Raw genomic sequence first — 26147 nt, 5'->3', positions numbered from 1 at the left:
TCAGATGAGGCGAATGAAGGCCCGCTCGCCGTTGTGGAAGAAGATGGTCAACCCGGGGTCGCTCTTCTTGCCTTCGCGGGTCGACCACACCTCGATGCGTTCGGTGTCTACCGGCTCGGCTGCGCCGATCACCCCGGCCAGCCACGCGTCCGGCGCGCCATCCATCGGCGCCTCCTCGAACGCGGGCGGGCCGGACTCAACCGCCGGCGTCGGCGTGGCGTGCTTCGCCCCCTCGGCAAGCTGGCCGATCACCTGCCAACGCAGCTCACGGCCACCGACTGTCGCGGCCACAGCGAACGGATACTTGCCGCCTTCCAGCACCTCCACCCGCTGCACACCCGGAGTGTTCTTCAGCAGGTCAACGAGGTAGTCGCGGAATTCCAGGGGGCGCATACGTGATCAATTCCTTCCGGGGAATGCGGGCCCGGCCAGACTAGTAGCCGGCTATGACAGGCGGGGTCAGGCGGGGAAGCTGAAGCGCCGGGGCCAGTCGTGGGGGAGTACAGGCCGAGGCTCCTTCGGTACGTAGTAGCCGCCACTGCTGTGCTGAAGTGCTCCGACGTCCGCGAGATCGTCACACGCGCGCTTCACGGTCTCGTAGCTGCAGTTGAACTGCTCGGCGTAGGTGTGAAGTGCTGGTGTCTTGGAGCCAACGGCGATGCTGCCATTCATGATCTGCTGGCGAATGTGTTCCGCCAACGTCTTGTATAGCGGGAGGCTGGACGGTGAGTGGGCGCCAAGGATGGGGGTTCGCGCTGCCGCCGGAATGCCTGCCAGCCGTTTCAGGCTCACCTTGGGTCGAAGCCAGGGCTGATCTTCTACCGCCCATCGCACCAGCCGCACCGGGTCGGCGTGGAACTCGAACCACTCCCCGTGTGACCGCAGGTTCTTGAAGTGCTTGTGGAGGTTCATCTCCAGCTCGCGCCCGCCAGGGTGGCTCCAGAGAATCGCAAGCGGGAGAGGGGACATGCGCTGGATGTCCCTGAGACGTCTATCGGGTTGGTTGGTGGTGCCTATCTTGACGACGTTCACCCCCGGTGTCCCGATGACATAGACGCACTCCTCGGTCATTCGTTCTCCTGATCGATAGGTGGCCTGAGAAGATCTGAAGCGGGGCCCGCTCACCTCATCTGAACGGGCCCCGCAGCTCGCTACTCGTCGTCGACCTGCCAGACGCCCGGTGCATAGACGTCCTCCCAGACTTCCAGCGGACCGTCGTCGTCGAGGAAGACGTTCATCAGGATCAGCACGGGTACAGCTGCGCTGGGTGGCGCTACGACGCCCAGCGCGTCCAGCTCGCTTCGTGCAGCGAGACGTGCGCCGCGCCGTTCCGGCAGGCGTGTGACCTCGCGGCCAGTGCGCTCGGTGTAGAACTCCTGCCAGAACCGGCCCATCGGCTCGCCGCTGAGAAGCTCGGGTACCGGGCCGAGGGCGCGCGGATGGATGGCGGAGAGCGCCACGACTGACGGCACTCCGTCACGCAGGAAGACCCGCGTCCGCAAGATGATCTCGTCATGCAGCTCGATACCGAGTTGCGTGGCGATGTCGGGATCGGCGCAGGAGCGGAGGGCTGCCGTGTGGTTCACGGACGTCTCCCCAACTGCATATGGCTTGCCGCCTCGCTCGATGCGCCGCAGTCGCGCGGCGCCAGTTGAGGCGATCTTGGGGCGAACGGCCACCACTGTGCCGACGCCGGGCTTGGCCAGGGTGAGCCCCTCGGCCTTGAGCATCCTGTAGGCCTTGTTGACCGTCGTGACGGTGATGCCGAACTGCTCGGCCGTAGCGGCCATCGACGGCATTTGGTCGCCAGGGCGCAATGTTCCGTCGTCGATCAGCTGCCTGAAGTGCGCAGCGATCTCTGGGAAGCGCTTTTCTGCCATCTACCTGGGCCTCGCTCTCTCACGTGTAGTACTTCACGAAGTCTCCCACCCCCCTTCGATGAAGGCGCCGGTGAGTCGGTCCATCGGGCTTGCGTAGTACTAAGCATAGTGCTTTACTCGGATCACGGCAACGAAAGAGCCCCGCCCGGCGGTAGCGCGCCAGAACGGGGCTTACGAACTCGACTCCTCTAGCCCAGGGAGACCGAATCCATGACGACCACCGTACAGTCCCCGGCAACGCCGGAACCCGCCGACCAGGCGGCCCCACTGACCGACAAGCACATCGTCCCCGCACTGGTGGACGGGCAGTACGTGTTCCTGGAATGTCCGACGTGGTGCGTCATCGACCACGTCCGCGAGAACCAGAAGTTCCTCGCCGACGTCTGGCACTCCGGCCCGTTCGCGGACCTGGAAGCGCCCCGCCGGGCCGACACCCCGCTGCTCTTCGCCTACGCCCGTCTCGGGATCGACCCGTTCAGCAGCGACGACGAGATGCGCCGGCCGTTCCTCTTCGTCGAGGACGGCGTCAGCGCCGAAGGCTCCTACATGGACGCCGAGCACGCCGAGCAGTTCGCGGACAACCTCGTCGCCTTCGCTGAGAAGATCCGCACGATGGGTCGCGCCCTGAAGGCTGAGGTGGCGTGATGAGCACCGCAACCCCGACTCAGCCGGCCGCCCCGATGTCCGAGGCTGACCGCGCCGCGCATGAGGCCGCGTCTTACGTCCGCCGCCCGGAGCCGACTCCGGACCTTCCGCCGCTGCCCGTCGAGCCGGCTGCCCGCCGCCGCGCCCTGAAGATTCGGGGCTGGTGACCGTGGCCTCCCGCATCGCCCTGGACGAAGCAGACCGCGGGTCTGTGGAGCGTGTCCGCTGGACGCTCGCCGATTCGGGGCGGGTCGATGTCGCGGCAGCGTCCACGACGGAACTGCTGTCGCTGATCGGCGGCCTGCAGGGCGCGCTCGACATCCTCCTCCGCGTCATCGACGGGGGTGCGTCGTGACCGACGTCGAGCGCGAGGCGATGCTCCGCAAGCTGCGCGAGAAGAACAAGGCCAGCGAGAACCGGCCCCGCTAGACCCCCCAAGCCACCGCGGGGTGGCGGATGTCCACGGCTCCCCTCCGTCCCGCCACCCCGCGGTGTTCCACCCCATCCCCTCTTCCCCTGGAGTTTTCATGCCTCGCTACACCCAGCAGCAGCGTTCCGCTATCGCCGCCGACCACGACCGATGGGCCGACGAGAAGCAGAAGATCGCCGACCGCCTGACCGCCGAGGGCAAGACCGTCGCCGCAGGCACCCTGCAGCGCGCTGCTGACGAGCGCCGCGAGGTTGCCGCCGCCGCACGCGAATCCAGCGACGCCCTCAACGACCTGCTCGACCCGCTCTGACCAACCCACCCCCATCCCAGCCCCACCTGACCAGTGAGGAACCACCGTCATGCCTCTGTACCTGATTGCCGACGCTTTGGACGCCTACGAGGCCGCGCAGGCTGCCCGTCTGGACCTGCAGTCCCGCTACGAGATCGCCCTCGACGCCGGTGACCGCCTCGGCGTGCGGCGCATCAAGCGGCTCGCCGCCGACTACGACCTGCGGCACCCCGACGAGCCGCCCGTCCTCGACGACCTCACCCCCGCCGCCTGACCGGCACCACCCCACCCCACACAACCGAGAGGAGCCCGTCATGGGCCGCAAGTTCAGGGACATGGAGACCGCGGAGCAGAAGTTCGCCCGCGAGTCCGCGCAGCGCCCGCACCGCCCGGCCTCACGTGAGGGGGGAGTACCCCGCGGCGAGTGGCGGTCCATGGACGTCCACGAGCAGGCCGCCTACCTGGCCCGCCAGTTGGGTGATGAGGAGAGCGCCCGTCAGCACGAGAGGGAGCGGGCCGAGCGCATCGACCCGCCTGCGAAGAAGAAGGGCGGCTGGTTCTGGTAGCCCGCCCCCCCATCAGCCCCGGCATCCAGCCGTGAGGGCGCGGGAGCGAATCCCGCCCGGGGCACGCACCGCACCATCCACCGACCGAGAGGAGCCCGTCATGGGTCGTAACGCCCACACCACCGAGCAATGGCTGCCAGTTGTCGGCTTCGAGGGTAAGTACGAGGTCTCGGATCTCGGCCGGGTGTGGGCATTGAAGCGGGAAGTTGCGCTCACGGGGTCTGCCGACAAGGACGGCTATCGAGTCGTCTCTTTGGTCGACCTTTCGGGAGCCAGGAAGGCTCGCAAAGTCCACACGTTGGTACTTGAAGCGTTCATCGGCCCAAGGCCCCCAGGTCACGTCTCTCGCCACCTCGATGGCGACCCGGCGAATAACGAGCTCCCCAACCTCGCTTGGGGGACTCAGGCCCAGAACGTGGCCGACGCCATCCGGCATGGGACGCACGCGGGCCTCGCGAAAGTCAGCTGCCCGCGAGGCCACCCCTACGACGAAGTCAACACGTACAAGCGGCCAGACGGCGGCCGGGACTGCAGGACGTGCCACCGCGATCGAGCCAAAGAAGCCCACAGGGATGCCAAGCGCCGCTAACCGGCAGCCCCCACCCAGCACCACCAACCGAGAGGAAAGCCATGGCCATTTTCCGCAAGTCCACCGAGGAGAAGGAAGCGCACCGAGGCAGGGACTTCCGGTACCTGCTCAAGGAGGAGACGAAGCGTCGCCAGAAGGAAGACGCCGCGGCCGAGGCTGCTCGCGCGAACGGTGACACCAAGCGCTGACCAGCTGTCCGATCCGCCCGGCACGTCCGGGCGGTGAGGAGAACTGGCGCAGCACCACCCCACCCCAACTGCCTGAGAGAGGCCGTCATGCGTCGTCACCCCATCCTCTGGCTGCTCGCCGGAACCTACCTGCTGATCGTGGGTCTGTGGCCCGCGGCTGCGACCCCGGTCGAGCTGGCCGCGACGGGCGCGTTCACCGTTCTGGCGCAGCCGGCCGTGCTGCTGCTCGCCGCAGTCGTCGGCCTGATCGCGTCCGCCCGCCGCCGTCCCGCCCACGCCACACGCCGCCACTGACCCCTGAAGGGATTGATCCACGTGACCGCCACATCCGTCGAGAAGGTCAACGGCCGCGCCGTGGCCTCGCCCGAGCCGCGGTTCGACCCGCGAGCGCTGGCCGAGGCGGAGGCGATCCGTACCCGAGCCGCCGCCGAAGCCGACGCTGTCCGCGCCAAGGCCGAGGGTGAGGCGAAGGCCGCCGAGATCCTCGCCGTCGAGCAGGCCGAGAAGGACCGCATCGCCAACGAGCGCGCCCGCATGCGCCTGGAGAAAGAGCAGGCCGACCACAAGGCGCACCTCGCGAAGAAGGCCGCCGAGGCCGCCAAGTCCAAGGCGGATGAGGAGAAGGCGAAGAAGGCTGACGCCGAGCGGGACGCCGCCGAAGCGAAGCGGGACGCTGAGCAGCAGCGGTCCGAGCGTTGGTGGAAGTGGGGCGCCCGCAGCATCTACGCCGTCGGCCTGATCATCGCCGCCCCGGTGCAGTTCATGCACTTCTGGGACCGCGAGCGCCCGTTCCTGCTCGCCGCGCCCGCGCTGCTGGAGGGCTTCGCCCTGGTCCTCGCGTTCGGTGCCGCGTGGGCGGTCGCCCACCGCCGGGATGTCGCCCCCTACCGGGTCGGCATCATGCTCGGCGCCGCGATCGCCGCCGGGATCAACATGTACGGCGGCCTGTCCGACGCCCGGATCGGCTTCAACGCCGGCCTGATCGGCGCCATCGCCTCGCTTGGCGGCCCGATCGTGCTGATGGCCTACGAGCACGGCATCGCGCAGAAAGCCGACGGCATCCCGTCCTTCCGTGAGCGGCGGGCAGCGGAGAAGAAGGCCGCCGCGGAGAAGAAGGCGCGGGAGTCCGCGCGGGCTGAGAAGCAGGCCGCCGAGGCGACGGCTGCAGCCGACAAGGCGGCCCGCGAGAAGGCCGCCGCGGAGGAGCAGGCTCGCCGCGACGCCGACCGCCGTGGCGATCACGACGACGTGTGGGCGGTCGCCGATGCGCTCCGCTCGGCCCGCGGTTCGCAGTACGTCACCGAGCAGATCTGGGCCGAAGCCTGGTACCGCGTGACGGGCTGCAAGACGGTCGGCATCCGCCCCGAAATCGAGGAGCTGTCGCAGGCCGCACAGTTCCGCATGCGGGCCGTCACCGAGGCGCCCATAAAGGGCGAGTTTTCGCTGATCGAATCCCAAAAGGGTCCTCGCTCGAAGCGCGACCCGAACGCCCCCGACGGACGCGCCAGCAATGGCGGCACTCCGCCCGTCCGCAGGGCCGGCGACACCGCCCCGTACACCGCCGGCGCGAAGAAGCAGGCACGCCTTGAGCAGACCACCGAGAAGAAGGACTGAGGACCCGCCATGGCCACCCCGCTGAGCGACGAGCGCACCCCGCTGACGCTCGTCAAGGACGTCCCCGAGACGGCCGACCTGTTCGTCGTCGAGAAGCGTCCCCGCCCGGCCTGGATGCTGTCCGGCACCGAGCTGCGCCGCCGACTCGTCTACATCCGCGACAACGGCATCGACTTCGCGATCCACCACTCGATGCACTCGCTCCACTACCTCGGCTGGTCGATCCGCGGATACCGGCGACTGTGCCTGCTCTGGTGGAAGGCGCACGAGGACAACTACCGGCAGCAGATCAAGTCGGCGAAGCAGATGCTTCGGGCGGCGAAGGGCAAGCCGGCCGACGAGGCGAAGTTCAAGGCTCTGGTCGACGTCCGTCGCGCCGAGTACAAGCAGCACAAGAAGGTCCACTGGATAAAGACCGGCATCAGCGGGCTCATCTTCTTCGCCGGGACCACGGTCGCCGTCGCCGTCGGCAGCTGGTGGGTTCAGCTTCTCCTCGCCCTCGCCTTCATCATCACCGGCGCCTACTTCGGCCGGCCCGACGGACCGACCGTCGCCCCTGTGCAGGCCCCCACTCGCACCTCGCACCTCGGCGAGGAGACCATGCGGCGCATCCTCGTCGAGGCCGGCGTCGTACCGGAGAAGCGGGCCGCGGAGATCCGCGGCGTCGGACTGCCCCACACTGAGGGCCCCGGCATCGCCTACGCCGTCGACCTACCGTCCGGCATGCCCGCCGTGCTCGCCCTCGGTAAGAAGAAGGAGATCGCATCAGCGCTCGCCGTCCACAGTGACTGGCTTGACCTCAGTGTTGGCCGCGGAGCTGGTAGCAGCGAGTCCCGACTGGAGATCTGGGTCTCCCGCGAGGATCCGTTCGCCAGCGCCCACGCCTCCCCGCTCATTGGTCACAAGGGCAAGCTCGACCTGTGGAACGACGGCGCACCGCTCGCCTTCGGAAAGCGAGGGAACACCGTGCTCGTCCGGGTCCGCGACACGATGATGCTCGTCGGCGGCGCCACCCGACGCGGCAAGGGCGTCTTCCTGGCCAACCTCAACCTCGGCGCGGCAAAGGACGTGCGGCTCAACCTGCGCCTCTTCGACGGCAAGGCATCCGGCGAGCACAACGCGTTCTCCGGACTGCTGGCCACGTTCGTCAAGAAGAACCCCGAACGGCTCACCCTGTTCCTGCGGGCCGTCCTGGAAGATCTGGACCGGCGGGCGGACTTCCTCGACGAGCGCGGCAAGGCCAAGCTGACCGAAGACCTCATCGAGGCGATCGGCGGCATCGAGCTCATCGACATCGACGAGCTGGCCACGTACACGGCCAAGGGAACCAGTCCCTACGTCGATGAGATCGTCGAGAGTCTCGCCCAGATCGGCGCCGTCGGTGCCGGCCTCGGCGTGCTCCTGGTGGCAGCGACCCAGGTCCCGGAAGTCGACGTCGTCCGCGGCCGGCTTCGCCAGAACCTGATCTCTCGTGCCGCCATGAACACCGAGTCCCCGAACGCCTCCAACACGATCCTCGGTGACGGCATGGCCGGGCAGGGCTACGACGCGTCGGTGATCCCGCTCGACCAGCCGGGCCGGTTCTGGTTCAAGTCGCCTGACCTCGGCACCGTTTCGCTGCGCTCGTTCTTCATCGACGACGACGACAAGGCGCCGATCATCGCCGACGCCTACGAGATGCGGAAGGCTGCGGGCCGGCTGCCCGGCCAGTGGCACGACCCGATCGAAGCCAAGCTCACCGCCTGGACCGGCATCTCCTCGGCGGCCGGCGGCCCGAAGGGGAACGGTCGCATCGTCCGCGAGGTCAAGCCAACTCTGCTGGACCACCTCGTCGATGCGGTGGGCAGCACTCGGCGCGCCGAGGCAACGCGCGCCGAGGTGTTCGCCTACCTCGCGACTGTCGACGAGCAGTACGAACGCCGAGCCGCCGAGAGTGACGCCCAGTACAGCGCCCGGGTCGGGAAGATCCTCGCCGCCGCGATGACCGCCGAGGGCCTCGACGTCAAGGCTGTGAAGGTCGCGACGGCCGAGGGCAGGGAGTCCCGCGGATTCCGGCTCGACGACCTGACGAGTGCCCGATAGACCCAGTTTGCACCCTGTCTGGACCCTGCCTCGCGCAGAGAACGCCCAGCTCACAGCGTTGAGGACCTTGCCTCGACAGTGTCGCCGCTCGGGCAGGGTCCGGGAGGGCGAAGACCTCCCCAGGCAAGGTCCGGGCAGGCCATGACCTGCACAAACGCAAGGTCGGGACAGTCTCCCGGCACGGTCAATTCCACAGAACGACGATTGAGGGAAAGCATGAGCAGCAACCACTCGGGCCGCTGGGTCTACCTGATCGGATCAGCTCTGAGTCGGCCGGTGAAGATCGGCGTAGCAGGCAACGTTCAGAGCCGACTCGACGAGCTCCGCACCGGCTCTCCAGTGCCGCTGCACGTCATGTGGAAGACGCGAGGCGATCGCGATCTGGAGTACAGCCTTCACGAGTACTTCGCTCCGTATCGCATCCACGGCGAGTGGTTCGACTTCGACAACGAAGACCCTGCCGCACTCGTTGCAACCGCCGCCGTGCTCATGGGGCACCTGACTCATCCGCAACGCGTCACCGAGCAGAGCCGGCTCCGGGTCGTCCACCACATCCTGAAGTCGGATGAGACCACCTTGATCGGCCACCTGATCGACGCCGCGTCCGCCACCGGCCGCGATGTCGTGACCAAGGCCGAAGCGTTCGCCTACCTCGCCACCGTCGTTCCTGGCTACACGCGATCTGACGAGGAGAGCTACATCCAATACGGCAGCCGCGTTGGCGCGCGGCTCGCCAGAGCACTCAAGGCCGAACGGATCGACGTGCCCTCGGTAAAGGTGCCAACGGCGGAGGGAGGGCGGGCCATGGGATACCGACTGGCCGACCTGAGGAACGCCTTTGCCGCCCGCTATGAGCGCCGCGGTAGGAGGTGATCACAGATGCTCACCCTGAAGATTCAGCAGATGACGATCGACGGGCACCCCAACCTGTGCCCCGAGTGCGCCTCCGAGGCCTTCACTCTCGACGGCACCGGCTTCATCGACGCGTTCCCCGTCTACGGCAACTGCTGGAACGGCCACAGCTGGCCCGACGCCCTGATCACCCTCGGCGTGCTCAAGCAGATCCAGGCCGCCAGCACCGGCCGTGAACGCGCCGAGGACGACGACACCTTCCGGGTCGTCATCGGCGGCGCCGTCCTCGAAGGCGTCCTGCACCCCGAGCTCGTCCTCGACGACCTGAAGAAACTCAGCAGCGCCGCCTGGACGCGGATCATCAAGCCCGCCGCCCGCCGCAAGAAGCGCGCCGCCTTCCGCGCCGCCAAGCGGCCCGTCTCCAACGCGGTTGCTGCGGCCAAAGCAGCAGCCATCGGCGCCGCCTGGGGCCTCCAAGCCGGCGGCCACGAAGCCGACCCCGACTACAAGCCCGACCCCGCAAACGCCTGCGCCGCATGCGAAGGCGCAGGCAGCTTCCTCCTCCGCTCCCACGTCCACCACCAAACCCGCGTCCGCTGCTCCGTGTGCTCCGGCACCGGCGAACTCTAAGGGGAACTCACCGTCATGAACCCGCTGTCGCCCGACCGGCTGCCCGATCAGATTGTCGGGCAGCAGCCGGTCCCCGCCCACCACCGCCCGCCGAACGTTGTTTACGACGAGTACGGGCGTCCCGTCCACGTCGTCCTCGGCCAGCCCACCCAGCAGCCGATCATCGTGCAGATGCCCGAACAGCCGCAGCAGCAGGGCCTGGACCCCGCCCTGTTCAGGCTCATCGTCATCACGTTCCTGATCCTCGCCGTGATCGTCGTCTGCACCGCCTGCGTCTGCGCCGTCGTCGTCCTCATGGGCGGCACGTTGATCGGGATCATCGGGGCCGTCGGCCAGAACCTCACCATGCTCGCCGTCTGCCTCGTCGGCGTCATCGTCGCCTGCGGATGGGCCGCATCCAAGATGAAGCCCGCAGGCAAGAAGCGCTAGCCGCCACGGAAGGCCCCGCGGTCTACGGGCCCGGGGCCTTCGCCATGTCACAACCCAGGCACTTCGCCTTCACGGCGTCCACACGCGGACGCATCATGCACAAGCACACCGTTCCAGGGGGGAACCATGAGCCGCAGAACCATCCTGATCGCCGTATCCGCCATCGTCGCCGCACTCGCCATCACCGCGACCATCCTGTGGATGAACGGCGAGCCGTACAGCGAGACCGTCAGCAAGTGCCAGAAGGCCCTCGTCGCGCAGACGAAGGCGGGCGGGGAGGGTAAGCCGGACGCGTGCAAGGACGTGAAGCAGGACGACTACGACGAGATCGTGGTGTCCAACGTGATCGACGGCATGTCGAAGAAGGACCGGGACATGCTCGACTACTACGACAACGGCACGATCGACGGCAGCATCGGCTGACCAAGCGCCGCGAGGACGCTGATCCTGGATCTACTTGCCATACCCGCTGACCTGCTGTAACACTAAGAGCGCGCAGCACAAGTGCGCCCAGAAACCACACGAGCCCCCGTCGCAACTGGCGGGGGTTTTCGCATGTCAGGGGGTGTGATGAGCCGCCTCTACAGCCTGTACGCGAAGAACCTCCTCACGCCGGCGCAAGCCGCCGCCTACGCCGAGGTCGCCGAATCGACGATCCGGCAATGGGTCCACCGCGGGCTCCTCCAAGCCGCGTTGCCCAGCCAAGGCCGCGGCATCCCGGCGCTGTACAACAAGCCCGACCTCGACGAGGTCAAGCGGAAGCTCGCCGAAGCAGAGGCCGAACGGCAAGCGGCCTGGAGCGCCGCCTGAGCTGGGGCGGTCCGCTCATGCCGCCCCGACCCGCCGTCCGCAACGCCCCCGTCGCGGACGGCGGGGCCAATCCCGCGCCGCGCGGCGCACAGCCTAAGGAGGCCGCGTGGCCGACAACTTGACCAACACGGGCGAGAACAGGGCCCTCGACTGGATAAACGGCCTGACAGCCACCGCGCCCACCACGCCGCTGAAGGTGGCGCTGGTGACCGCGGCTGGCGATGACGCGACGGCGGGCACGGAGGTGACGGGCGGCTCCTACGCCCGCAAGAACCTCACCGTCGGCGCGGCCGTCAGCGGGGCCACCACCAACTCGGCGGACCTGTCGTGGACCGGCATGCCGGCGTGCACGATCGTCGGCTGGGAGATCTGGGACAGCGCGGGTACGCCTGTCCGGCTGTGGTACGGGCCGCTGGACGCCAACAAGACGCTGGCTGCGGGCGACGAGTACAAGATCACCGCCGGGAATCTGTCGCTGTCGCTGAGTTGATGGAGGCCGCATGCCGTCCCTCTCGGCGCTCACCGACAACTTCAACGACGGCACCATCGGGGCCGACTGGGGCAACGCCTACGGCGGCGTGTCCGAGACCGGCGGCAAAGCCCACGTCCCCTGCGGCACCGGGTACGCGGGCTACCAGACCGCCTACAGCTGGACCATGGCCGGCGCCGCCTTCTACATCGCCGTCACCACGGTTCCCGCGGCATCCACCGCCACTGAGGCCTACGCCAGCGTCTTCGTCAACGCGCCCGACATTGCGACCTCCGGCACGCGCGTCGGGTTCGTCATCAACACCGTCACCGGGCTGCTGAAGTTCTCGTCCGAGACCGGCTACTACGATCCGGCGGCCGTCACCGTCACCTACAGCGCGGTCACGCACAAGTTCCTGCGGCTGCGTGAGGACGGCACCAACGTCTACTGGGACACCAGCCCAGACGGCAGCACGTGGACGAACCGGCGCACGCTCGCCACTCCGGCCTGGGTGACGTCGTCGATCGACACGTGCGCCCTGGACCTGTCCGCGCACCGCGACGCCGGAACCGCTGACGAAGCTGCCTACGATCTGTTCAACACTCTGTCCGACGGCGCCGTCTACACCGGCAGCGCCACCGGCAGCTCCCAGTCATCGGCCACGGCCACCGGCATCCGTACCGTCGTCGGGGCGGCCACCGGTAGCGCCCAGTCCACGGCGTCCGTGACCGGGGCTGCCGTCTATCACGGCACGGCGGCAGGCAGCGCCCAGTCCAACGCGTTCGCAGTCTCAGCGGGCGACGAGTTCCCGGAGGTGGCCGAGTTGTCCGCGGGAACCCTGGACCTGGTCATCGAGCAGGGCAGCACATACGTGCAGACGTACACGGTCACCGACGCTGGTTTCACGTGGTCGGGCTGGTCGGCTCGTGCGCAGATCCGTTCCGCGGCGTCTGCGAATGGTGAGCTCCTCCTCGACCTCACCCCGTACCTGACCATCATCGGTGCCGCGGTGCGGCTCGCCATCCCTGCCACTGTCACTGAGATCCTTGACCGCAACGGTGTGTGGGACTTGGAGATGTATCAGGGATCCACTGTGGTGCGGATCTTGCAGGGCAAGGTCACTGCATCCCTGGAGGTGACCCGGTGAGGATCCAGGTCACGGGTGAGACCGAGCCGGATGGGATCGAGGTGTCCGGTGGCCAGCCGGCCACCGTCATCGAGGTCGCTGCGGGGCTCGTCTCCGCCGTCAACGGGCGTACTGGCGGCGTTACGCTCGATGCTGCCGCTGTCGGCGCCGACCCGGAAGGTGCAGCAGACGCGGCTCAGGCCGCTGCTGTCAGTGCTGCCGCGGGCGATGCGACGGCGAAGGTTGCCGCCCATGCGGCTGCCGTCGACCCGCACGGCGACCGCGCCTACGCGAACAACCTGGTATCCGTCGACTGGATCAATGTCACCAAGGCGCCCTACGGCGCAGATTCCACCGGGACCGTCGACGCCAGTGCAGCCATCCAGGCCGCGATCACCGCGTTGGGCTCACGGGGCGGCACTGTCTACCTTCCGCCTGGCGACTTCCTGTTGAACGGCTCCAGCCCGATCAACCTCGGCGCGCCGATCACCATCCAGGGCGCCGGTCATGGGGCGACGACGATCCGTATCGGGTCGTCGTTCACCGGCTCCAGCGCGATCACGGTCAGCTCGGATGACTGCATGATCCAGGGCATCCAGATCCGGGGCGCCTCGACCACGACCACGTCCAACCCGGCCTGCCACGGCATCACGTTGACTGGTGCGCAGGAGTTCCGGGTCTTCAACACCACTTTCCAGTGGATCAACGGCTATGCCATCCGGCTCTTCGGCACTGCGGCCACCACGTTGCACGGCACTCAGATCAACATGATCAAGGTTCAGTCGTGTGCCGGTGGTATCCACATCAAGTCGGACCCCGCGGCCCCCGCTGCCAACGTCCAGCTCGGCAACATTTTCACCCGCTTCCTTGGCGTCAACTCCGGTGCCAACGCGAACTTGGACGGCATTCGCATCGAGGACTCGTGGGACGTCCTCGCGCAGAACGTGATGCCGTGGATGCAGGCCACCCTCGGCGGAACCGGGGCGGCCTTCCGGGTGATCGGAAACTGTGCCGCGATCTTCGTGCAGAACCTCGACGCGCTCGGCCCCCAGACCGGAGTGGCCAACGTCGTCATCGAGTCCGGCACCAACGGTGACCCGCAGAACGTGCAGATCCAGGGCGGCGTCATCCAGCAGGGCATCGTCGGCATCCTGATTGCCGGCGCCTCCAACCAGGTCAGGGTCCGCAACATGAGGATCTTGAACAACCAGACGCACAACGTCTCGGTCACCTCTAGCGGCTTCGGGATCTACTTCGACGAGTGCCTGATCTCGCAGGGCGGCCAAGGGGCCACCGGCACCAACTACGACATCAGCTGGAGCGGCAGCGCGGAAGGCTTCATAACAGACTGCCGGTTCGGTACACCCGTGGTAGCCACCGGCACGGCAGGCGTTCAGGGCATCATCAACATCGCCACCGCCGTGGTCCGCGTCCTGGGCGTGAACTTCACCGGCTCGGGAAGCGCCTCCACCAACTGGTATCCGACCGCTCAGCCTCAACTGGCGAGCCGAGTGGACGGCTCGAACTTCGAGTTCTTCGGGAACATCGACTACCGGTTCGCGTCCGGGCAGCGTCACTCCTGGCGCCCCTCAGCCTCGGGCAACCATGTTGCCGCGATCAACGTGGCCGGCACGGACGTCAATGACCGGCTGCGGATCTACGCGGACAGGGTCGAGATCGGTCCCGGCGCCTCTGCCCGCGACACCACCTGGGGCCGTCAGGGAACAGCGCAGATCGGCACCACCGACTCCGACGTCATCATCGGCCTCGCCGGCAAAGGGCTGCGAGTCAAAGAGGGCACCAACGCCAAGATGGGCACGGCCACCCTCAACGGCACCACCGCGGTGGTGATCTCAACCACGGCGGTAACGGCAACCAGCAGGATCTTCCTGACCATTCAAACGCCGAACGCTGGCACAGCAGCAAGCCCCTACGTCTCGGCGCGTACCGCTGGCACCTCGTTCAGCGTCAAGTCCACGGCGGCCGGAGACGCATCGACCGTCGCTTGGATGATCATCGAACCTGCATAAGGAGCCCTCATGCCCCGCACTTCCCTCACCGCAACGCAGGCTTCGCGTGCCGGTACGACGCTTCCGGCCGCGACTGCGGGCGACGCCGTCAACGGCAACAGCGTCGCCAACGACGGCCGCGTCATCCTCATCGTCAAGAACACCAACGCCGCGAGCACGGCCCGCACGGTGACCTTCGCGACGGTCCGCTCCATCGACGGCCTCGTCGCGCCCACGCGCAGCGAGACCCTCCCCGCGGGCGAGACGCAGGTGTTCGGGCCGTGGCCGCCCACCGACTACGGCAGCGTCCTCGCCGTCAACGTCGACAACGCAGAGCTGACCATCCAGGTCGTGCGCGTCTAGTCCTGGAACGAGCCGTCACGCCGCCTCTGATGGCGGCCCATCATGTGCTTGCACTGAGGGCAGTTCCGCAGGAACACAGGCTTGATCAGCCAAGCCATCGTGAACAGATACAGCGTGCTGCGGCCGAGCCTCGCAATCCAGCTCATCGTGCACGTGCGGCAATCACGGCAACCAGTGGCCATCTGAAAGACCCCCTTGCTTCTGGAACCCCCCTGGTTCCGGATGGGCAGGTTAGTGCAGGGCAGGTGATCCGTATGCCCTCACGGCTCAAGCCTCCATGTTCCAAGCCTGGTTGTGACCAGACCAAGCCATGCCCGATGCACGGACGTGACAACAGGGTCAGAGGTACAGCAAGGCAGAGGGGCTACGGCAAGAGGCATGAGGACAGGTTCAGGCGAGGTGTACTGGATGCCCAGCCTGTATGCGTACTGTGCCGACGTGCACCAGCCACTGAGGCAGACCACTGGCCACGCTCACGCCAACAGCTAGAGCAGCAAGGCCTGGATGCTGATGATCCGCAGTACGGACGCGGACTGTGCAAGCCATGCCACAGCAGCCAGACAGCAGCCACGCCTGAGCAGCGAGGCGGATGGCATGCCGAGCAGCAAGCCACACGACGACAGAGGTGATCGCCATGCCGAAGGGCAAGGGCGGACACGTGCGAGGCATCACGGCCGGCCGAGTCAAGGCCTACGAGGCGATGAAGCCGACGATGGGTAAGACGCGAGCCGCGAAGATCGCCAACGCGGGAAAGACTCACGAAGATCGAGTTCGGATGGCGAAGAAGGCCGCTCGAACTCGCAAGAAGCGCGGCGAATGATCATTCCGATTCGATGATTTCAAGATCCTCGCGCGCACGGGTGGGGGCGCACCCGCACGCGCGCCCGCGGGGGACCGCCGGGGAGGGAAATTCGTGACGGCGCAGTTCAGAGCCTTCTGATCTGGGGGTGATCTTGCATGGCCGTGCCTGGCCGCAAGCCGAAGCCCCCGCTCCAGGTCGTCCGCGAGGGCAACCCAGGCCGCCGGCCCGTCCGCGAGGGCGTCAAGCTCCCGCCGGCCGTACTGGTCGAGCCGGAGTGGTCGACGTTCTTCCCCGAGTCGCGTCTGCCGGACAAGCCACGGGCTCCGCGAGGGGCGGACGACGAGGAGCTGAAGGAGTACCGCCGCGAGGTAGCGATCTGGCAGCGGCTGAAGCTGGCCGTCGAGGCGGCTGCGTTCGGCCGCGAGGTCGCCAGCCGTGAGTGGCAGCGGGTGATTCCGGTGCTGCAGCACATGGCGGGTCTGTCGTCGGTGGATCGGTCGACGGCGGTGGACTACTGCGTGTGCGTGGCCCGTCTGGAGTGGTGTGAGCGGCAGCTCTCCATCGAGGGTCTGATCACGATGGGGCAGCGGGGTCCGTGCCGGAATCCGTTGACGACGATTGCGGCGCAGTACCGGACGCAGTTGAAGACCTATATCGGGGAGTTGGGGCTGTCGCCGTCTGCTCGCGGCCGGCTGACGCCGCCGGAGGGTGGCGACGATGGCGACGACGACGATCCCTTCGACTGAGCAGCTCAGTGCGGCCGATCGTGAGGAAGGTCTGCCGGTTCCTCGGGCGGCTCTGCATGAGTTGGGCATGTCGGATGAGGAGATCGCCGACGCGCTCCTGTCCCGGCCTCTCGTGTCTGCGTTCCAGATGCCGGAGCAGGATGGCGCCTGGTTCGATGTGGCCGCGGCGCGGCGTGCGGTGAAGGCGATCGAGTCGTTCAAGCACACGAAGGGCCGTTGGGGCGGGAGCTTTCTGCGGCTGGCGCCGTGGCAGCGGCTGTGGGTGATCCTGCCGGTCTTCGGCTGGCTGTGGCATGACCCGGAGCTTGAGCGGGATGTCCGCGTGGTGCGCGCGGTGTGGATCGAAGTGCCGCGTAAGAACGGCAAGTCGACATTGTCGTCGGGCATCGGCCTGGCGCTGCTGCTGGCGGATCGGGAGACGGGTGCCGAGGTGTATGCGGCGGCCGGCTCGCTGGAGCAGGCGAAGCGTGTGTTCGATGATGCGAAGCGGATGGCGCAGACGTCGAAGGCGGTGAAGGGCCGCGCCGAGGTGCTCACCTCGGTGATCCGGGTGCCGCGGACGGGCGGCGTCTTCCGGGCGCTGTCGAGGATCGCGGAGACGGCGCACGGTCTGAACGTCTCCGGCGCGGTGATCGACGAGGTCCACGTCCATAAGTCGCGGGATCTGATCGATGCGATCGAGACGGGTACGGGCGCGCGCGATCAGCCGTTGATCGTGTTCATCACGACGGCGGATGACGCGCAAGAGGGCTCGATCTATGACGAGAAGCACGCGTACACCCGCAAGGTCGCCGAGAACGTCGTCCAGGATCCCGCGCACTACGGCGTGATCTGGGCCGCGGATGAGACCGACGACCCGTTCGACGAGAAGACGTGGCGGCGCGCGAACCCTGGCCTGGGAACGTCGCCGACGCTGGCGTATCTGCGGCGCGAGGCGAACAAGGCGCAGGCCACGCCCAGCTATTACCCGACGTTCCTGCGGCTGTCGCTGAACATCCGTGAGAAGGCGTCCACGCGGTGGATCGACGTCCGGTCGTGGGATCGAGTGGCCGGGATGGTTGACGAGGCTGCGTTGAAGGGCCGCCGGGCGTGGGGCGGCCTCGACCTCTCGGCGGTGTCGGACCTTTCGGCGTGGGTCCTGGTGGTGGAGTCGAAGCAGCCGGGTGTCGAGGTGGAACTGGTGTCCCGGTTCTGGCTGCCGTCGGAGCGCCTCGAGGATCTGCAGCGGCAGTTGCAGGTGCCGCTTGCGCAGTGGGTGCGGGAGGGCTTCCTGAAGCTGACCGAGGGTGATGCGGTCGACTACGACACGATCGAGAAGCAGGTGCTGTCAGACTGCAAGCACTTCGATGTGCAGTGGATCGGCTACGACCGCATGTTCGCGGGTCAGCTGGTGCAGAACGTGGACCGGGAGACGAAGCGCGGTGTGAAGGTGACGCCGATCTCGCAGACGTTCCTCGGGCTGGGGCCGGCTTCGAAGGAGTTGGACCGGCTGCTCGCGACGAACGCGTTCCGGCATGGCGGGCATCCGGTGCTGCGGTGGATGGCCGGGTGCGTGGAGACGATCGCGGACGGCAACGACAACTACCGGCCGACGAAGCCGGACCGGAAGAAGTCGCAGGCCCGCATCGACGGGATCGCGGCGACGGTGATGGGCCTGGACGGATACCTGCGCAGGCCGAAGGCGAAGTCGAAGAAGGCCGTCGGATTCTGACGCGAGGGGGTGCTTGTGGCGCTCGCGCAGAAGCCGGAGCCGGGGGAGCCGTTGTGGTGGCTGGACAAGCTGTGGGGGGAGTTGGAGGAGCGGCGTAAGTATGCGGAGACGATGCGCTGCTACTACGCGGGCGATCCGCCGCTATCTCAGATCGCAGAGAAGGCGCGGGATGCGTTCAGGCGCCTGCTGAGGCAGGCCCGCAGCAACTACACGGGCCTCGTCGTCGATGCGACCGCGGAGCGCATCCAGGTGGACGGGGTGCGGATCGGCGAGGAGAAGGTCGGCGACGCGGAAGCGTGGCGGATCTGGCAGGCCAACAACCTGGACGCCGACTCCGACCTGCTGATCACCGAGGCTGTGAAGGTGGGCCGGGCGTTCGTCCTCGTCGCCCCTAACCCGAAGGATGCCTCTACGCCGATCGTGACGGCGGAGGATTGCACGCAGGCGATCGTCGCCTACGCCCCGGGCAGCCGCCGCGAGCGTGCTGCCGGGCTGAAGGTGTGGGAAGACGACTGGACGGGCGACCTGATGGCGACCGTCTACCTGCCGGACGCCCTGTACAAGTACCAGGCACCGAAGCCGACGCAGGGCATGCAGGGCAAGCCCCAGTGGGTGGCGCGCGAAGTCCGCAAGGAGGCCTGGCCGGCGCCGAACGCGCTGGGTGTGGTGCCGCTGATCGAGATGCAGAACCGCCCGGATCTGCTTGGCGGCTGCATGTCGGAGATCGAGGACGTCCTCGATATCCAGGACCGCATCAACAAGACCCTGATCGACCGGATGATGGCGCAGGAGTTCGCGGCGTTCCGGCAGCGGTGGATGACCGGCTACGAGGTGCCGACGGACGACAACGGGCAGCCGGTCGAGCCGTTCAAGGCGGCCGTCGACCGGCTGTGGGTGATCGAGGACGAGAACGTCAAGCTCGGCGAGTTCCAGGCCACCGACATCGGCCCGTACCTGAGTGCGGTCGAGTCGGACGTGAAGGACATGGCCGCCCGCACCCGCACGCCCAGCCAGTACCTGCTGGGCTCGATGGTCAACATCAGCGGCGACGCACTGAAGGCCGCGGAGTCGGGTCTGGTGTCGAAGGTCCGGCAGCGGATCCGCCCGTTCGGTGAGGCGATCGAGGACGTTGTGCGCCTGTATCTGCAGGCGGCGGGCGACAGCCGGGATCTCAGCGCGATCGAGGTGATCTGGCACAACCCGGAGTTCCGTACCGAGGGTGAGCTGGTCGACGCGCTGCTGAAGATGTCCACGCTGGGTGTGCCGCGGGAGGCTCTGTGGGAGCGCTGGGGTGCCTCGCAGACAGAGATCGCACAGTGGCGTGAGCAAGCCGACCAGCAGGCCGCCCGGATCCTGGGTGGGGATCCGGCGAGCCTGTACGGGCCGAAACCGGACCCGACGGTGACGGACCCTGCGTCGGCGGATGCGGCGGCTGTCGATGGCAACGCCGGCTGAGTTGGGCCGTACCCGCTATCAGCAGGTGACGACGGTGGTCCGGTCGGTTGTCGAGCGGGTGCAGGAGCTTTGGAAGGGCATGTCTGCGGCGTCGGTCGAAGGCGACCTGGAAGGCCCGGCGGGCGCTGCGATTGTGGCTGCTGTCGCCGAGGGCCAGTTGACGGTGGCGGATGCGGCGCAGGCGTACATCGCGGTGCAGATGGCCGCTCAGGGTGGTTCGGCTCTCGCCGAAGCGACGCTCGTCGCCGCGGCGTTCGCGGGGATCGCCCCGGATGGCGGTCCGCTGGAGACGCTGCTGTTCCTGCCCGCGATCGGTGTACGGCGACGCCTCGCGGCCGGACTGGCACCGGATGAGGCAATGCTGGGCGGCCTCGCGGACATGGCCCGGTATGCGTCGACGGCCATCGCGGATACGGCTCGCTCGGCGGACCAGGTGGGCATGACGGCGAACCCGAACTGCGTGGCCTACGTGCGGGTGGTGCAGCTGCCCGCGTGCGCGCGGTGCATCATCCTGTCCGGCCAGATGTACAGCCGCTCGGAGGGCTTCCTGCGGCATCCGAACTGCGACTGCCAGACGCTGCCCCTGCGGGAGAAGGACTGGCCGTCGGTTCCGACGCCGCAGCAGCTGTTCGACCGGATGCCGGCCGCGGAGCAGCGGCGGGTGTTCACGGTGGCGGGCGCGCGTGCGATCGGCGACGGCGCTGACGTGGGCCAGGTCGTGAACGCGCGGCGCGGCATGTCAACGGCCCACGTCTTCGGCCGCGATCTGCAGGTCACGTCGGAGGGCACGACGAAGCGCGGCCTGTACGGCGGCCGGTTGCGGCGCGCGGGCGGCGAGTTCGCGAAGTTCCCCGGCCAGCGGTACGGCCGGGCCACGTCAACTCGCTACACGCGCGCGACGACGCCCCGCCTGATGCCAGAGGAGATCTTCAGGATCTCTGACGACCGCGCCGAGCAGCTGAGGCTGCTGCGCCGATACGGCTACATCGTCTAGCCGCATGAGTGTCCCTGCCGCGAGGGCGGGGTGATGGGAAGGAGTCGGCCGCGATGGCTGACGACAACAGCACCACAACCGACGTCACCGACGACGCGGGGTCCGCGACGGACACCGGACAGCACGACGACGTCACCGCCGGTCTCGGCGAGGCCGGACAGAAGGCGCTCGCCGCCGAACGCAAGGCGCGCACCACTGCGGAGCGGACGGCGAAGACCAATCAGAAGCAGATCGAGGATCTCAGCAGGCAGCTGCAGGAGTTCCACGACCGCGACAAAACCGAAGCGCAGAAGCTCGCCGAAGCCAAGACGGCGGCAGAGCAGCGCGCCACATCTGCGGAGCAGCAGCTGCTCCGCTTCAAGGTGGCCGCTGCCAAGAACCTGCCCGCGAACCTCGCAACCCGTCTGCAAGGTGCGACCGAGGAGGAGATGGCCGCCGACGCGGACTCTCTCCTGGAGGTTCTTGGCACCCAGCAGCAGCGCAATACCCCGAACTACGACGGCGGCGTGCGCAAGTCCGCGTCCGCCCCCACCGACATGAACTCCCTGATCCGCCAGAAGGCCGGTCTGGGCTGAGTAGTCCCCGGCACGGCGAGGTCCGGCCGGCTGACCAGAAATGAGGAGGCCGGACCATGGCCTACACCAACGTGACCTCGCGGACGGACGCTGCGGCGCTCATCCCGGAAGAGGTTTCCAAGGAGATGCTCGGCAAGGCGCTGGAGCAGTCCGCCACGCTGAGTCTGTTCCGCCGCGTGCCGGTGGGGCGTGCGCAGGTCCGGTTCCCGGTCCTGTCGGCGCTGCCGACCGCGTACTTCGTGTCGGGTGACACCGGCCTGAAGCAGACGACCGAGGTCAACTGGACGAACAAGTACCTCAACATCGAAGAGATCGCGGCGATCATGCCGGTCCCGGACAACGTCCTGGCCGACGTCGACGCCAACGTCTGGGACGAGGCGATGCCTCTCCTGACGGAGGCGTTCGGCCGCACCCTCGACGCCGCGGTGTTCTTCGGAACCAACGCGCCGTCCTCGTGGCCGACGAACGTCGCCTCTGCGGCGACCGCCGCCGGCAACAACGTCACCGCCAACTCGGCGGCGACCGCGGGCGCGTTCTACGGCGACATCGACAACGCCTACGGGCTGGTTGAGGCCGACGGCTACGAGGTGACCGGCTTCGTCGGTGCCACCTCGGTGAAGTCGAAGCTGCGCAAGGCCCGCGACAGCCAGGGCCGCAAGCTCGACGAGACCCGGGTCGCGGGCAACCTGTCGTCCATCGACGGCATGCCCATCGTCTACCCGATGCGGGGCCTGTTCGGCACCACGACCGGCTCGCCGACGCTGTTCATGGGCGACTGGAGCCAGTTCGTCATCGGTGTCCGCCAGGACATCACGATGAAGATCCTGACCGAGGCGGTCATCCAGGACAACACTGGGGCGATTGTTTACAATCTCGCCCAGCAAGACATGACTGCAATCCGCCTCACCTTCCGAATCGGCTGGCAGGTCGCCAACACGATCAACAACGACCAGCCCACCGAAGCCAGTCGGTACCCGGTCGCGCGAATCGACCTGCCGTAACCGCCTGACCGGTAGAATCGGTCACGGCGGAGGCTAGGGTAGCTCCCGAAAAGCGTTCCCTGAGCGCCTGCCTCCGTCCTTGTCATTCAGGGACTCGCCTTCAGGGAGCGAGCAGTGAAAACGTGCAGGGATTGCGGGCTAGAGCTTCCATTCTCGGAGTTCTACAAGAACCGCAACGTCCGCGACGGCCACCTCAACCAGTGCAAGAAGTGCACGGTCGCGAGGTACGGGCCAGGGCGGTCGACTCGGGCCAAGCGGGACCGACTCTACTTCCAGAGGATCAAGCTCGAACGCGGGTGCACCGACTGCGGATATAACGTCAACGCGGTAGCACTCGACTTCGATCATCTGCCTGGGTCGGTGAAGTTGTACCGAGTCTGCACAATGGCAGGGATGAGCCGAAGGCTGATAGACGCAGAGATCGCTAAGTGCGAGGTCGTTTGCGCCAACTGTCATCGGATCAGGACAGCAAACCGCCTGAACGAGGCGGGTGAGGACTCCACGGTGAGCCTTCCCGTCTGACGATCCTTGCCTAAGCGGCGTCCAATTCATTGGGCGCCGTTTGGCATATTCGGGAATTCATCAAGGAGATCTCATGCCCGACACCGCACCCCTGCAGCGGATCCTGGAACAGGACGTGGCCCCCGTCGCCACGGCCGGCAACGACCTGGACAGCGTCGTTTCGCAGGCCCCGTTCGACTGCACCGTCACCAAGGTCGAGTTCGTGCCCGTCGGCGCGATCACCGGCGCCAACACCAACACCCGGTCCGTGACCCTCTTCAACAAGGGCCAGGCCGGCGCCGGAACCACGACGGTCGCCACCCTCCAGTTCGACTCGGGCGTGAACGCGTCCGCGAACGACGAGAAGGCCATCACCCTGTCCGGCACCGCGGCGAACCTCGACCTGTCGGCCGGGGACACGCTGCTGTGGCGGTCCCTGCACGTCGGTACCGGCATCGCCGACCCGGGCGGCCTCGTCCGCGTCACCGTCACCCGCCGCTGAGGAGCAGACCCATGGCAGAGCGTAAGACCACCCAGCCGCCGCAGGACGCGGCGCAGAAGGAAGTCCAGAAGGCCGTCGACGCCGCCGAGGAGAAGGGTTACCTCGGTGTCGAGGTCGACCCGACGCCGGATGCGCATTACACCGTGGCGGGCGTCCTGGCGGGCAAGCCGACGCCGGAGACGGACGGCGACCACGCGCGCGAGGTCCGGCAGCAGCTGGACGACGCGGCCCGGCAGCGCTGACGGAGGGGGGCCACCGTGGCTGTGCTTCCTTCGCTGGTGACGGTGGCCGACTTCGCCGCGCGACTGGGGCGGACCTTCACGCCCGAGCAGGAGCTGCAGGCGCAGGCGCTCCTCGATGACGCATCCAGCGTCGTGCGCGCCTACGTCCGCCAGGACATCACTCAGGTGGAGACCACGGACACGTTCACGATGCGGCGAGCGGATCCGGTCCTGCACCGGTGCGGGGGCATGGTGACGCTGCCGCAGCGGCCGGTCGTCGACATCGCCTCGGTGAGCATCAACGGCACGGTGACCTACGACTGGTGGCAGGACGGCAACGAGGTCGCGCTGCGCGACTGGCCTTGGGTCCGCCCACCGGCCGCGCATCGCCCGCCGCAGGTCACGGTCACGTACACGCACGGCTGGGACCCGGTCCCGGGCGACATCACGGCGATCGTGATGCAGGCCGCGAACCGGGTGATGGTCAACCCCAGCGGGATCCGCTCGGAGACGGTGGGCGGCGAGTCCGTCACCTACCTGATCCCAGCCACCGGCGAGAACCTGGGCGTGCTGCTGTCGCGGACCGAGCAGAAGGTGCTCGACCGGTACCGGCGCACGGCCGGCACCGTGCAGGTACGGAACCGCTGATGCTGTACCTGCAGTCCATCGTCATCGTCCGGCCCGGAACCACCGAGGACGAGTACGGCAACGAACAGGACGACTGGGGCACGGGAGCCACCCGCAGCCCGGTGTCCGGCGTCAACGTGCAGCCGTCGGGCGGGTCGACGGAGGACACCGACGATAAGCAGCTCACGGTGACGGGCTGGCGTTTGTACACGCCGCGCGGCATGGACCTAGACCTGCTGGAGACCGACCGCGTCGAGGCCGAGGGCACGACAATGCAGGTCGTCGGCAAGGTGGCCCGCTGGCCCGCCCCGGGCGGGGGAGTGCACCACGTGGAAGCCGATTTGAGGGAGGTCGCCTGATGGCCCGCACCTCATTCCGGTACGTACCCAACCCCCGCATGTTCCGGGAGTTGGCCCGCTCGCCGGGGATGCGGGACGCCCTGAAGGGCCCCGCAGACCGCGGCGCGGATGTGGCCCGCGCGATCGCACCGAAGTACTCGGGCCCCACCTACGATCCGGCGGTGCAGCGGCACGGCGAGTACGCGGCCAGCATCTACTCCGCGGCGAGCATGCATCCCAACGGCTGGCGGGCCGAGTTCGGGGCGACCGCGGACTGGTGGGGGCAGGTCGAGTTCGGCTCCGGACGCCCGGCCACAACCCGCGACCGCCCGCAGTCGGGCTGGTCGCCGAAGACGCGCACGCTCGGGCGTGCCCTGGACACACTGAGGAGTACCTGATGCCCCGCATCAAGCTCGCGAACTGGTACGGGGACAAGGCCCCTGGCGAGGAGCTCGACGTCGACGACGTGACGCTGAAGGCGTTGAGCCGTGACGGCCTTGTCGCCGAGGTCGTCGAGACACCCCAGGAGAAGCCCGCTGCCGCGCCGGCCGCCGAGGAGCCTGCCGCGCAGCCCGAGACGGGTCGCAGGAAGCGGTGAGCGGCGGCCTGCAGGCGACGGTCATGCCGGACGTCGAGCAGGTCACCGTCGCCTACCTCAAAAGCGTCCTGCCAGCCGGTACGACCGTCGGCACTGAGTGGCCCGCGGACCTTGCGTCGAAGCTTGCCGCTGGCGTGGCGTCGGTGACGTTGGGCGGTGGCGGTTCCCGGCAGAAGGCTGTGACGGCCGACCGGACCATCGATATCGACGTCCTCGGTGCGACGAAGAAGCAGGCCCGCGACCTCGCGGCCGCCGTGTCGGCGCAGATGATTGCCGCGTCCGGCACGGTGCAGGGTGCGGCCTGCATCTATGGCGTGGACGAGACCAGCGTGATCTGGCTGCCCTATCAGGCGTCCACTGAGACCGACACGATCCCGCGGTACGTGCTCGTGATGAGCGCGGTGATCCGCCCCGCATAGCTCGACCAACCCGCACCCCTTGACCATTTCACCCGTCGGCGTGTGGCCGTGCGGGTCCTCGCTATGCCTGGAGGCATCCCGTGGCAAACGACGCCGACAACGTGCGCGTTGGTCTCAACGGTTCCGTGTACATCGCCCCGAAGGGCACGACCGCCCCCGTCGACCTCGACGCCGCGTGGGGTACGGGCTGGGTGGATCTCGGCTACCTGTCTGACGACGGGGTCGAGATGAACTACAGCACGGACACGCAGGACATCAACGCCTGGCAGTCCCTCTCCCCGGTCCGCAAGGTGCTCACCAGCGTCGACATGACGCTCGGCTTCACCGCGATCGAGCTGAAGACGTCGACGATGACGCTGTACTTCCCGAGCGCGACGATGACGGACGTGTCCGGCACCGTCCACAAGCTCGCCATCCCGGCCGCTCCCTCGCCGGACGAGCGGGCGTTCGGCCTGGAGTGGATCGACGGCACGGTCAAGAACCGGCTCATCATCGCGCGCGGCGAGGTCACCGACCGGGGCGCGGTCACCGTCGGCCGGTCGGACGCGGTCGGCTTGCAGATGACCGTGTCCGCCTACGCCGACACCGCCCCCGAGATCGCGGTGTGGCTGTCGAACGACCCGGCCTGGTCCGCGGCGTAACGAAACTCCCCGGCAGGCACGTCAGCGGGTCGTCGCCTGCCGGGG

Annotated in this window: 38 protein-coding genes; 35 read left to right on the top strand and 3 right to left on the bottom strand. The window is 67.8% G+C overall.

The genetic code is table 11. From position 1 onward, the window contains the following. From ACIBK0_RS27780 to ACIBK0_RS27770, 3 genes are all read right to left on the bottom strand, one after another. Positions 1-393, bottom strand: coding sequence for a hypothetical protein (locus ACIBK0_RS27780; protein ID WP_399085537.1), 393 nt, complete (start codon positions 391-393; stop codon positions 1-3). A 66-nt stretch (positions 394-459) separates the two neighbouring features. After that, positions 460-1071 carry a GIY-YIG nuclease family protein gene (locus ACIBK0_RS27775; RefSeq protein ID WP_399085534.1) on the bottom strand — a complete coding sequence of 204 codons (612 nt, stop codon included), beginning with the start codon at positions 1069-1071 and terminating at the stop codon, positions 460-462. 80 nt (positions 1072-1151) lie between these two features. Then, the gene (locus ACIBK0_RS27770; RefSeq protein ID WP_399085531.1) at positions 1152-1880 is read right to left on the bottom strand and encodes a GntR family transcriptional regulator; all 729 of its coding nucleotides are present in this window, start codon (positions 1878-1880) and stop codon (positions 1152-1154) included. A gap of 210 nt (positions 1881-2090) precedes the next feature. Between ACIBK0_RS27770 and ACIBK0_RS27765 the strand changes: the two genes are divergently transcribed. The 35 genes from ACIBK0_RS27765 to ACIBK0_RS27595 all read left to right on the top strand — a co-directional run bounded on the left by ACIBK0_RS27765 (position 2091) and on the right by ACIBK0_RS27595 (position 26102). Beyond that, entirely contained in the window at positions 2091-2525 is a 435-nt protein-coding gene (locus tag ACIBK0_RS27765) for a DUF6907 domain-containing protein (protein WP_399085528.1), read from the top strand. Continuing rightward, on the top strand, positions 2525-2692 hold the full coding sequence (locus ACIBK0_RS27760; protein ID WP_399085525.1) for a hypothetical protein: 168 nt from the start codon (positions 2525-2527) through the stop codon (positions 2690-2692). The genes ACIBK0_RS27765 and ACIBK0_RS27760 overlap by 1 nt, the downstream gene beginning before the upstream one ends. Further along, a complete protein-coding gene (locus ACIBK0_RS27755) occupies positions 2689-2880 on the top strand; it encodes a hypothetical protein (protein ID WP_399085522.1) in 192 nt (63 codons plus the stop codon). The genes ACIBK0_RS27760 and ACIBK0_RS27755 overlap by 4 nt, the downstream gene beginning before the upstream one ends. Before the next feature lie 172 nt (positions 2881-3052). Then, the gene (locus ACIBK0_RS27750; RefSeq protein ID WP_399085519.1) at positions 3053-3265 is read left to right on the top strand and encodes a hypothetical protein; all 213 of its coding nucleotides are present in this window, start codon (positions 3053-3055) and stop codon (positions 3263-3265) included. Between the two features lie 49 nt (positions 3266-3314). Further along, positions 3315-3518, top strand: a complete 204-nt coding sequence (locus tag ACIBK0_RS27745) for a hypothetical protein (protein ID WP_399085516.1) — start codon at positions 3315-3317, stop codon at positions 3516-3518. 40 nt (positions 3519-3558) lie between these two features. Further along, on the top strand, positions 3559-3810 hold the full coding sequence (locus ACIBK0_RS27740; protein WP_399085513.1) for a hypothetical protein: 252 nt from the start codon (positions 3559-3561) through the stop codon (positions 3808-3810). A 100-nt stretch (positions 3811-3910) separates the two neighbouring features. Then, positions 3911-4399 carry an NUMOD4 motif-containing HNH endonuclease gene (locus ACIBK0_RS27735; protein ID WP_399085510.1) on the top strand — a complete coding sequence of 163 codons (489 nt, stop codon included), beginning with the start codon at positions 3911-3913 and terminating at the stop codon, positions 4397-4399. 41 nt (positions 4400-4440) lie between these two features. Further along, the gene (locus ACIBK0_RS27730; RefSeq protein WP_399085507.1) at positions 4441-4587 is read left to right on the top strand and encodes a hypothetical protein; all 147 of its coding nucleotides are present in this window, start codon (positions 4441-4443) and stop codon (positions 4585-4587) included. Between the two features lie 87 nt (positions 4588-4674). Next, positions 4675-4881 (top strand): hypothetical protein, encoded by a 207-nt coding sequence (locus ACIBK0_RS27725; RefSeq protein ID WP_399085504.1) that lies wholly within the window; start codon positions 4675-4677, stop codon positions 4879-4881. A gap of 21 nt (positions 4882-4902) precedes the next feature. Further along, entirely contained in the window at positions 4903-6201 is a 1299-nt protein-coding gene (locus tag ACIBK0_RS27720; protein ID WP_399085501.1) for a hypothetical protein, read from the top strand. Positions 6202-6210: 9 nt separating this feature from the next. Beyond that, on the top strand, positions 6211-8283 hold the full coding sequence (locus ACIBK0_RS27715; protein ID WP_399085498.1) for a hypothetical protein: 2073 nt from the start codon (positions 6211-6213) through the stop codon (positions 8281-8283). Between the two features lie 216 nt (positions 8284-8499). Next, on the top strand, positions 8500-9156 hold the full coding sequence (locus ACIBK0_RS27710; protein WP_399085495.1) for a GIY-YIG nuclease family protein: 657 nt from the start codon (positions 8500-8502) through the stop codon (positions 9154-9156). 6 nt (positions 9157-9162) lie between these two features. Next, a complete protein-coding gene (locus ACIBK0_RS27705) occupies positions 9163-9765 on the top strand; it encodes a hypothetical protein (protein ID WP_399085492.1) in 603 nt (200 codons plus the stop codon). Positions 9766-9780: 15 nt separating this feature from the next. Beyond that, positions 9781-10194 (top strand): hypothetical protein, encoded by a 414-nt coding sequence (locus ACIBK0_RS27700; protein ID WP_399085489.1) that lies wholly within the window; start codon positions 9781-9783, stop codon positions 10192-10194. A 126-nt stretch (positions 10195-10320) separates the two neighbouring features. Continuing rightward, complete coding sequence (locus tag ACIBK0_RS27695; protein WP_399085486.1) at positions 10321-10617, top strand: hypothetical protein; 297 nt, start codon at positions 10321-10323, stop codon at positions 10615-10617. A gap of 147 nt (positions 10618-10764) precedes the next feature. Further along, positions 10765-11004 carry a helix-turn-helix domain-containing protein gene (locus ACIBK0_RS27690; RefSeq protein WP_399085483.1) on the top strand — a complete coding sequence of 80 codons (240 nt, stop codon included), beginning with the start codon at positions 10765-10767 and terminating at the stop codon, positions 11002-11004. Between the two features lie 106 nt (positions 11005-11110). Beyond that, a complete protein-coding gene (locus tag ACIBK0_RS27685; RefSeq protein WP_399085480.1) occupies positions 11111-11494 on the top strand; it encodes a hypothetical protein in 384 nt (127 codons plus the stop codon). A 10-nt stretch (positions 11495-11504) separates the two neighbouring features. Further along, positions 11505-12620, top strand: a complete 1116-nt coding sequence (locus tag ACIBK0_RS27680) for a hypothetical protein (protein ID WP_399085477.1) — start codon at positions 11505-11507, stop codon at positions 12618-12620. After that, positions 12617-14629 (top strand): glycosyl hydrolase family 28-related protein, encoded by a 2013-nt coding sequence (locus ACIBK0_RS27675; protein ID WP_399085474.1) that lies wholly within the window; start codon positions 12617-12619, stop codon positions 14627-14629. The genes ACIBK0_RS27680 and ACIBK0_RS27675 overlap by 4 nt, the downstream gene beginning before the upstream one ends. Positions 14630-14638: 9 nt before the next feature. Next, a complete protein-coding gene (locus tag ACIBK0_RS27670; protein WP_399085471.1) occupies positions 14639-14971 on the top strand; it encodes a hypothetical protein in 333 nt (110 codons plus the stop codon). Between the two features lie 634 nt (positions 14972-15605). Continuing rightward, positions 15606-15791: a hypothetical protein gene (locus ACIBK0_RS27665; protein ID WP_399085468.1), complete on the top strand. Its 186-nt coding sequence runs from the start codon at positions 15606-15608 to the stop codon at positions 15789-15791. 137 nt (positions 15792-15928) lie between these two features. Continuing rightward, positions 15929-16519: a phage terminase small subunit P27 family gene (locus ACIBK0_RS27660; protein ID WP_399085465.1), complete on the top strand. Its 591-nt coding sequence runs from the start codon at positions 15929-15931 to the stop codon at positions 16517-16519. 67 nt (positions 16520-16586) lie between these two features. Next, a complete protein-coding gene (locus ACIBK0_RS27655; protein ID WP_399085462.1) occupies positions 16587-18230 on the top strand; it encodes a terminase large subunit in 1644 nt (547 codons plus the stop codon). 15 nt (positions 18231-18245) lie between these two features. Then, positions 18246-19685 (top strand): phage portal protein, encoded by a 1440-nt coding sequence (locus ACIBK0_RS27650; RefSeq protein ID WP_399085459.1) that lies wholly within the window; start codon positions 18246-18248, stop codon positions 19683-19685. Continuing rightward, entirely contained in the window at positions 19654-20679 is a 1026-nt protein-coding gene (locus tag ACIBK0_RS27645) for a hypothetical protein (protein ID WP_399085456.1), read from the top strand. Before ACIBK0_RS27650 ends, ACIBK0_RS27645 begins: the two co-directional genes overlap by 32 nt. A 53-nt stretch (positions 20680-20732) precedes the next feature. Further along, positions 20733-21254: a hypothetical protein gene (locus tag ACIBK0_RS27640; protein ID WP_399085453.1), complete on the top strand. Its 522-nt coding sequence runs from the start codon at positions 20733-20735 to the stop codon at positions 21252-21254. Between the two features lie 56 nt (positions 21255-21310). Further along, the gene (locus ACIBK0_RS27635; RefSeq protein WP_399085450.1) at positions 21311-22255 is read left to right on the top strand and encodes a phage major capsid protein; all 945 of its coding nucleotides are present in this window, start codon (positions 21311-21313) and stop codon (positions 22253-22255) included. 595 nt (positions 22256-22850) lie between these two features. Beyond that, positions 22851-23258 carry a hypothetical protein gene (locus ACIBK0_RS27630; RefSeq protein ID WP_399085447.1) on the top strand — a complete coding sequence of 136 codons (408 nt, stop codon included), beginning with the start codon at positions 22851-22853 and terminating at the stop codon, positions 23256-23258. Positions 23259-23269: 11 nt separating this feature from the next. Continuing rightward, the gene (locus ACIBK0_RS27625) at positions 23270-23500 is read left to right on the top strand and encodes a hypothetical protein (RefSeq protein ID WP_399085444.1); all 231 of its coding nucleotides are present in this window, start codon (positions 23270-23272) and stop codon (positions 23498-23500) included. 15 nt (positions 23501-23515) lie between these two features. After that, positions 23516-24127 carry a hypothetical protein gene (locus tag ACIBK0_RS27620; RefSeq protein ID WP_399085442.1) on the top strand — a complete coding sequence of 204 codons (612 nt, stop codon included), beginning with the start codon at positions 23516-23518 and terminating at the stop codon, positions 24125-24127. After that, entirely contained in the window at positions 24127-24465 is a 339-nt protein-coding gene (locus ACIBK0_RS27615; RefSeq protein ID WP_399085439.1) for a hypothetical protein, read from the top strand. Before ACIBK0_RS27620 ends, ACIBK0_RS27615 begins: the two co-directional genes overlap by 1 nt. Then, positions 24465-24842: a hypothetical protein gene (locus ACIBK0_RS27610; RefSeq protein WP_399085437.1), complete on the top strand. Its 378-nt coding sequence runs from the start codon at positions 24465-24467 to the stop codon at positions 24840-24842. The genes ACIBK0_RS27615 and ACIBK0_RS27610 overlap by 1 nt, the downstream gene beginning before the upstream one ends. Continuing rightward, positions 24842-25042 carry a hypothetical protein gene (locus tag ACIBK0_RS27605; protein WP_399085434.1) on the top strand — a complete coding sequence of 67 codons (201 nt, stop codon included), beginning with the start codon at positions 24842-24844 and terminating at the stop codon, positions 25040-25042. The genes ACIBK0_RS27610 and ACIBK0_RS27605 overlap by 1 nt, the downstream gene beginning before the upstream one ends. Then, positions 25039-25461: a hypothetical protein gene (locus tag ACIBK0_RS27600; protein WP_399085431.1), complete on the top strand. Its 423-nt coding sequence runs from the start codon at positions 25039-25041 to the stop codon at positions 25459-25461. Before ACIBK0_RS27605 ends, ACIBK0_RS27600 begins: the two co-directional genes overlap by 4 nt. 80 nt (positions 25462-25541) lie before the next feature. Next, positions 25542-26102: a hypothetical protein gene (locus tag ACIBK0_RS27595; RefSeq protein ID WP_399085428.1), complete on the top strand. Its 561-nt coding sequence runs from the start codon at positions 25542-25544 to the stop codon at positions 26100-26102. Positions 26103-26147: the final 45 nt, after the last annotated feature.

Source organism: Streptomyces sp. NPDC050564 (genome assembly GCF_044457265.1).
In the GTDB taxonomy this organism is placed as follows: Bacteria; Actinomycetota; Actinomycetes; order Streptomycetales; family Streptomycetaceae; genus Streptomyces.
Note: the sequence above shows the minus strand (reverse complement) of the source record. Positions and strands in the feature narration are given on the sequence as shown.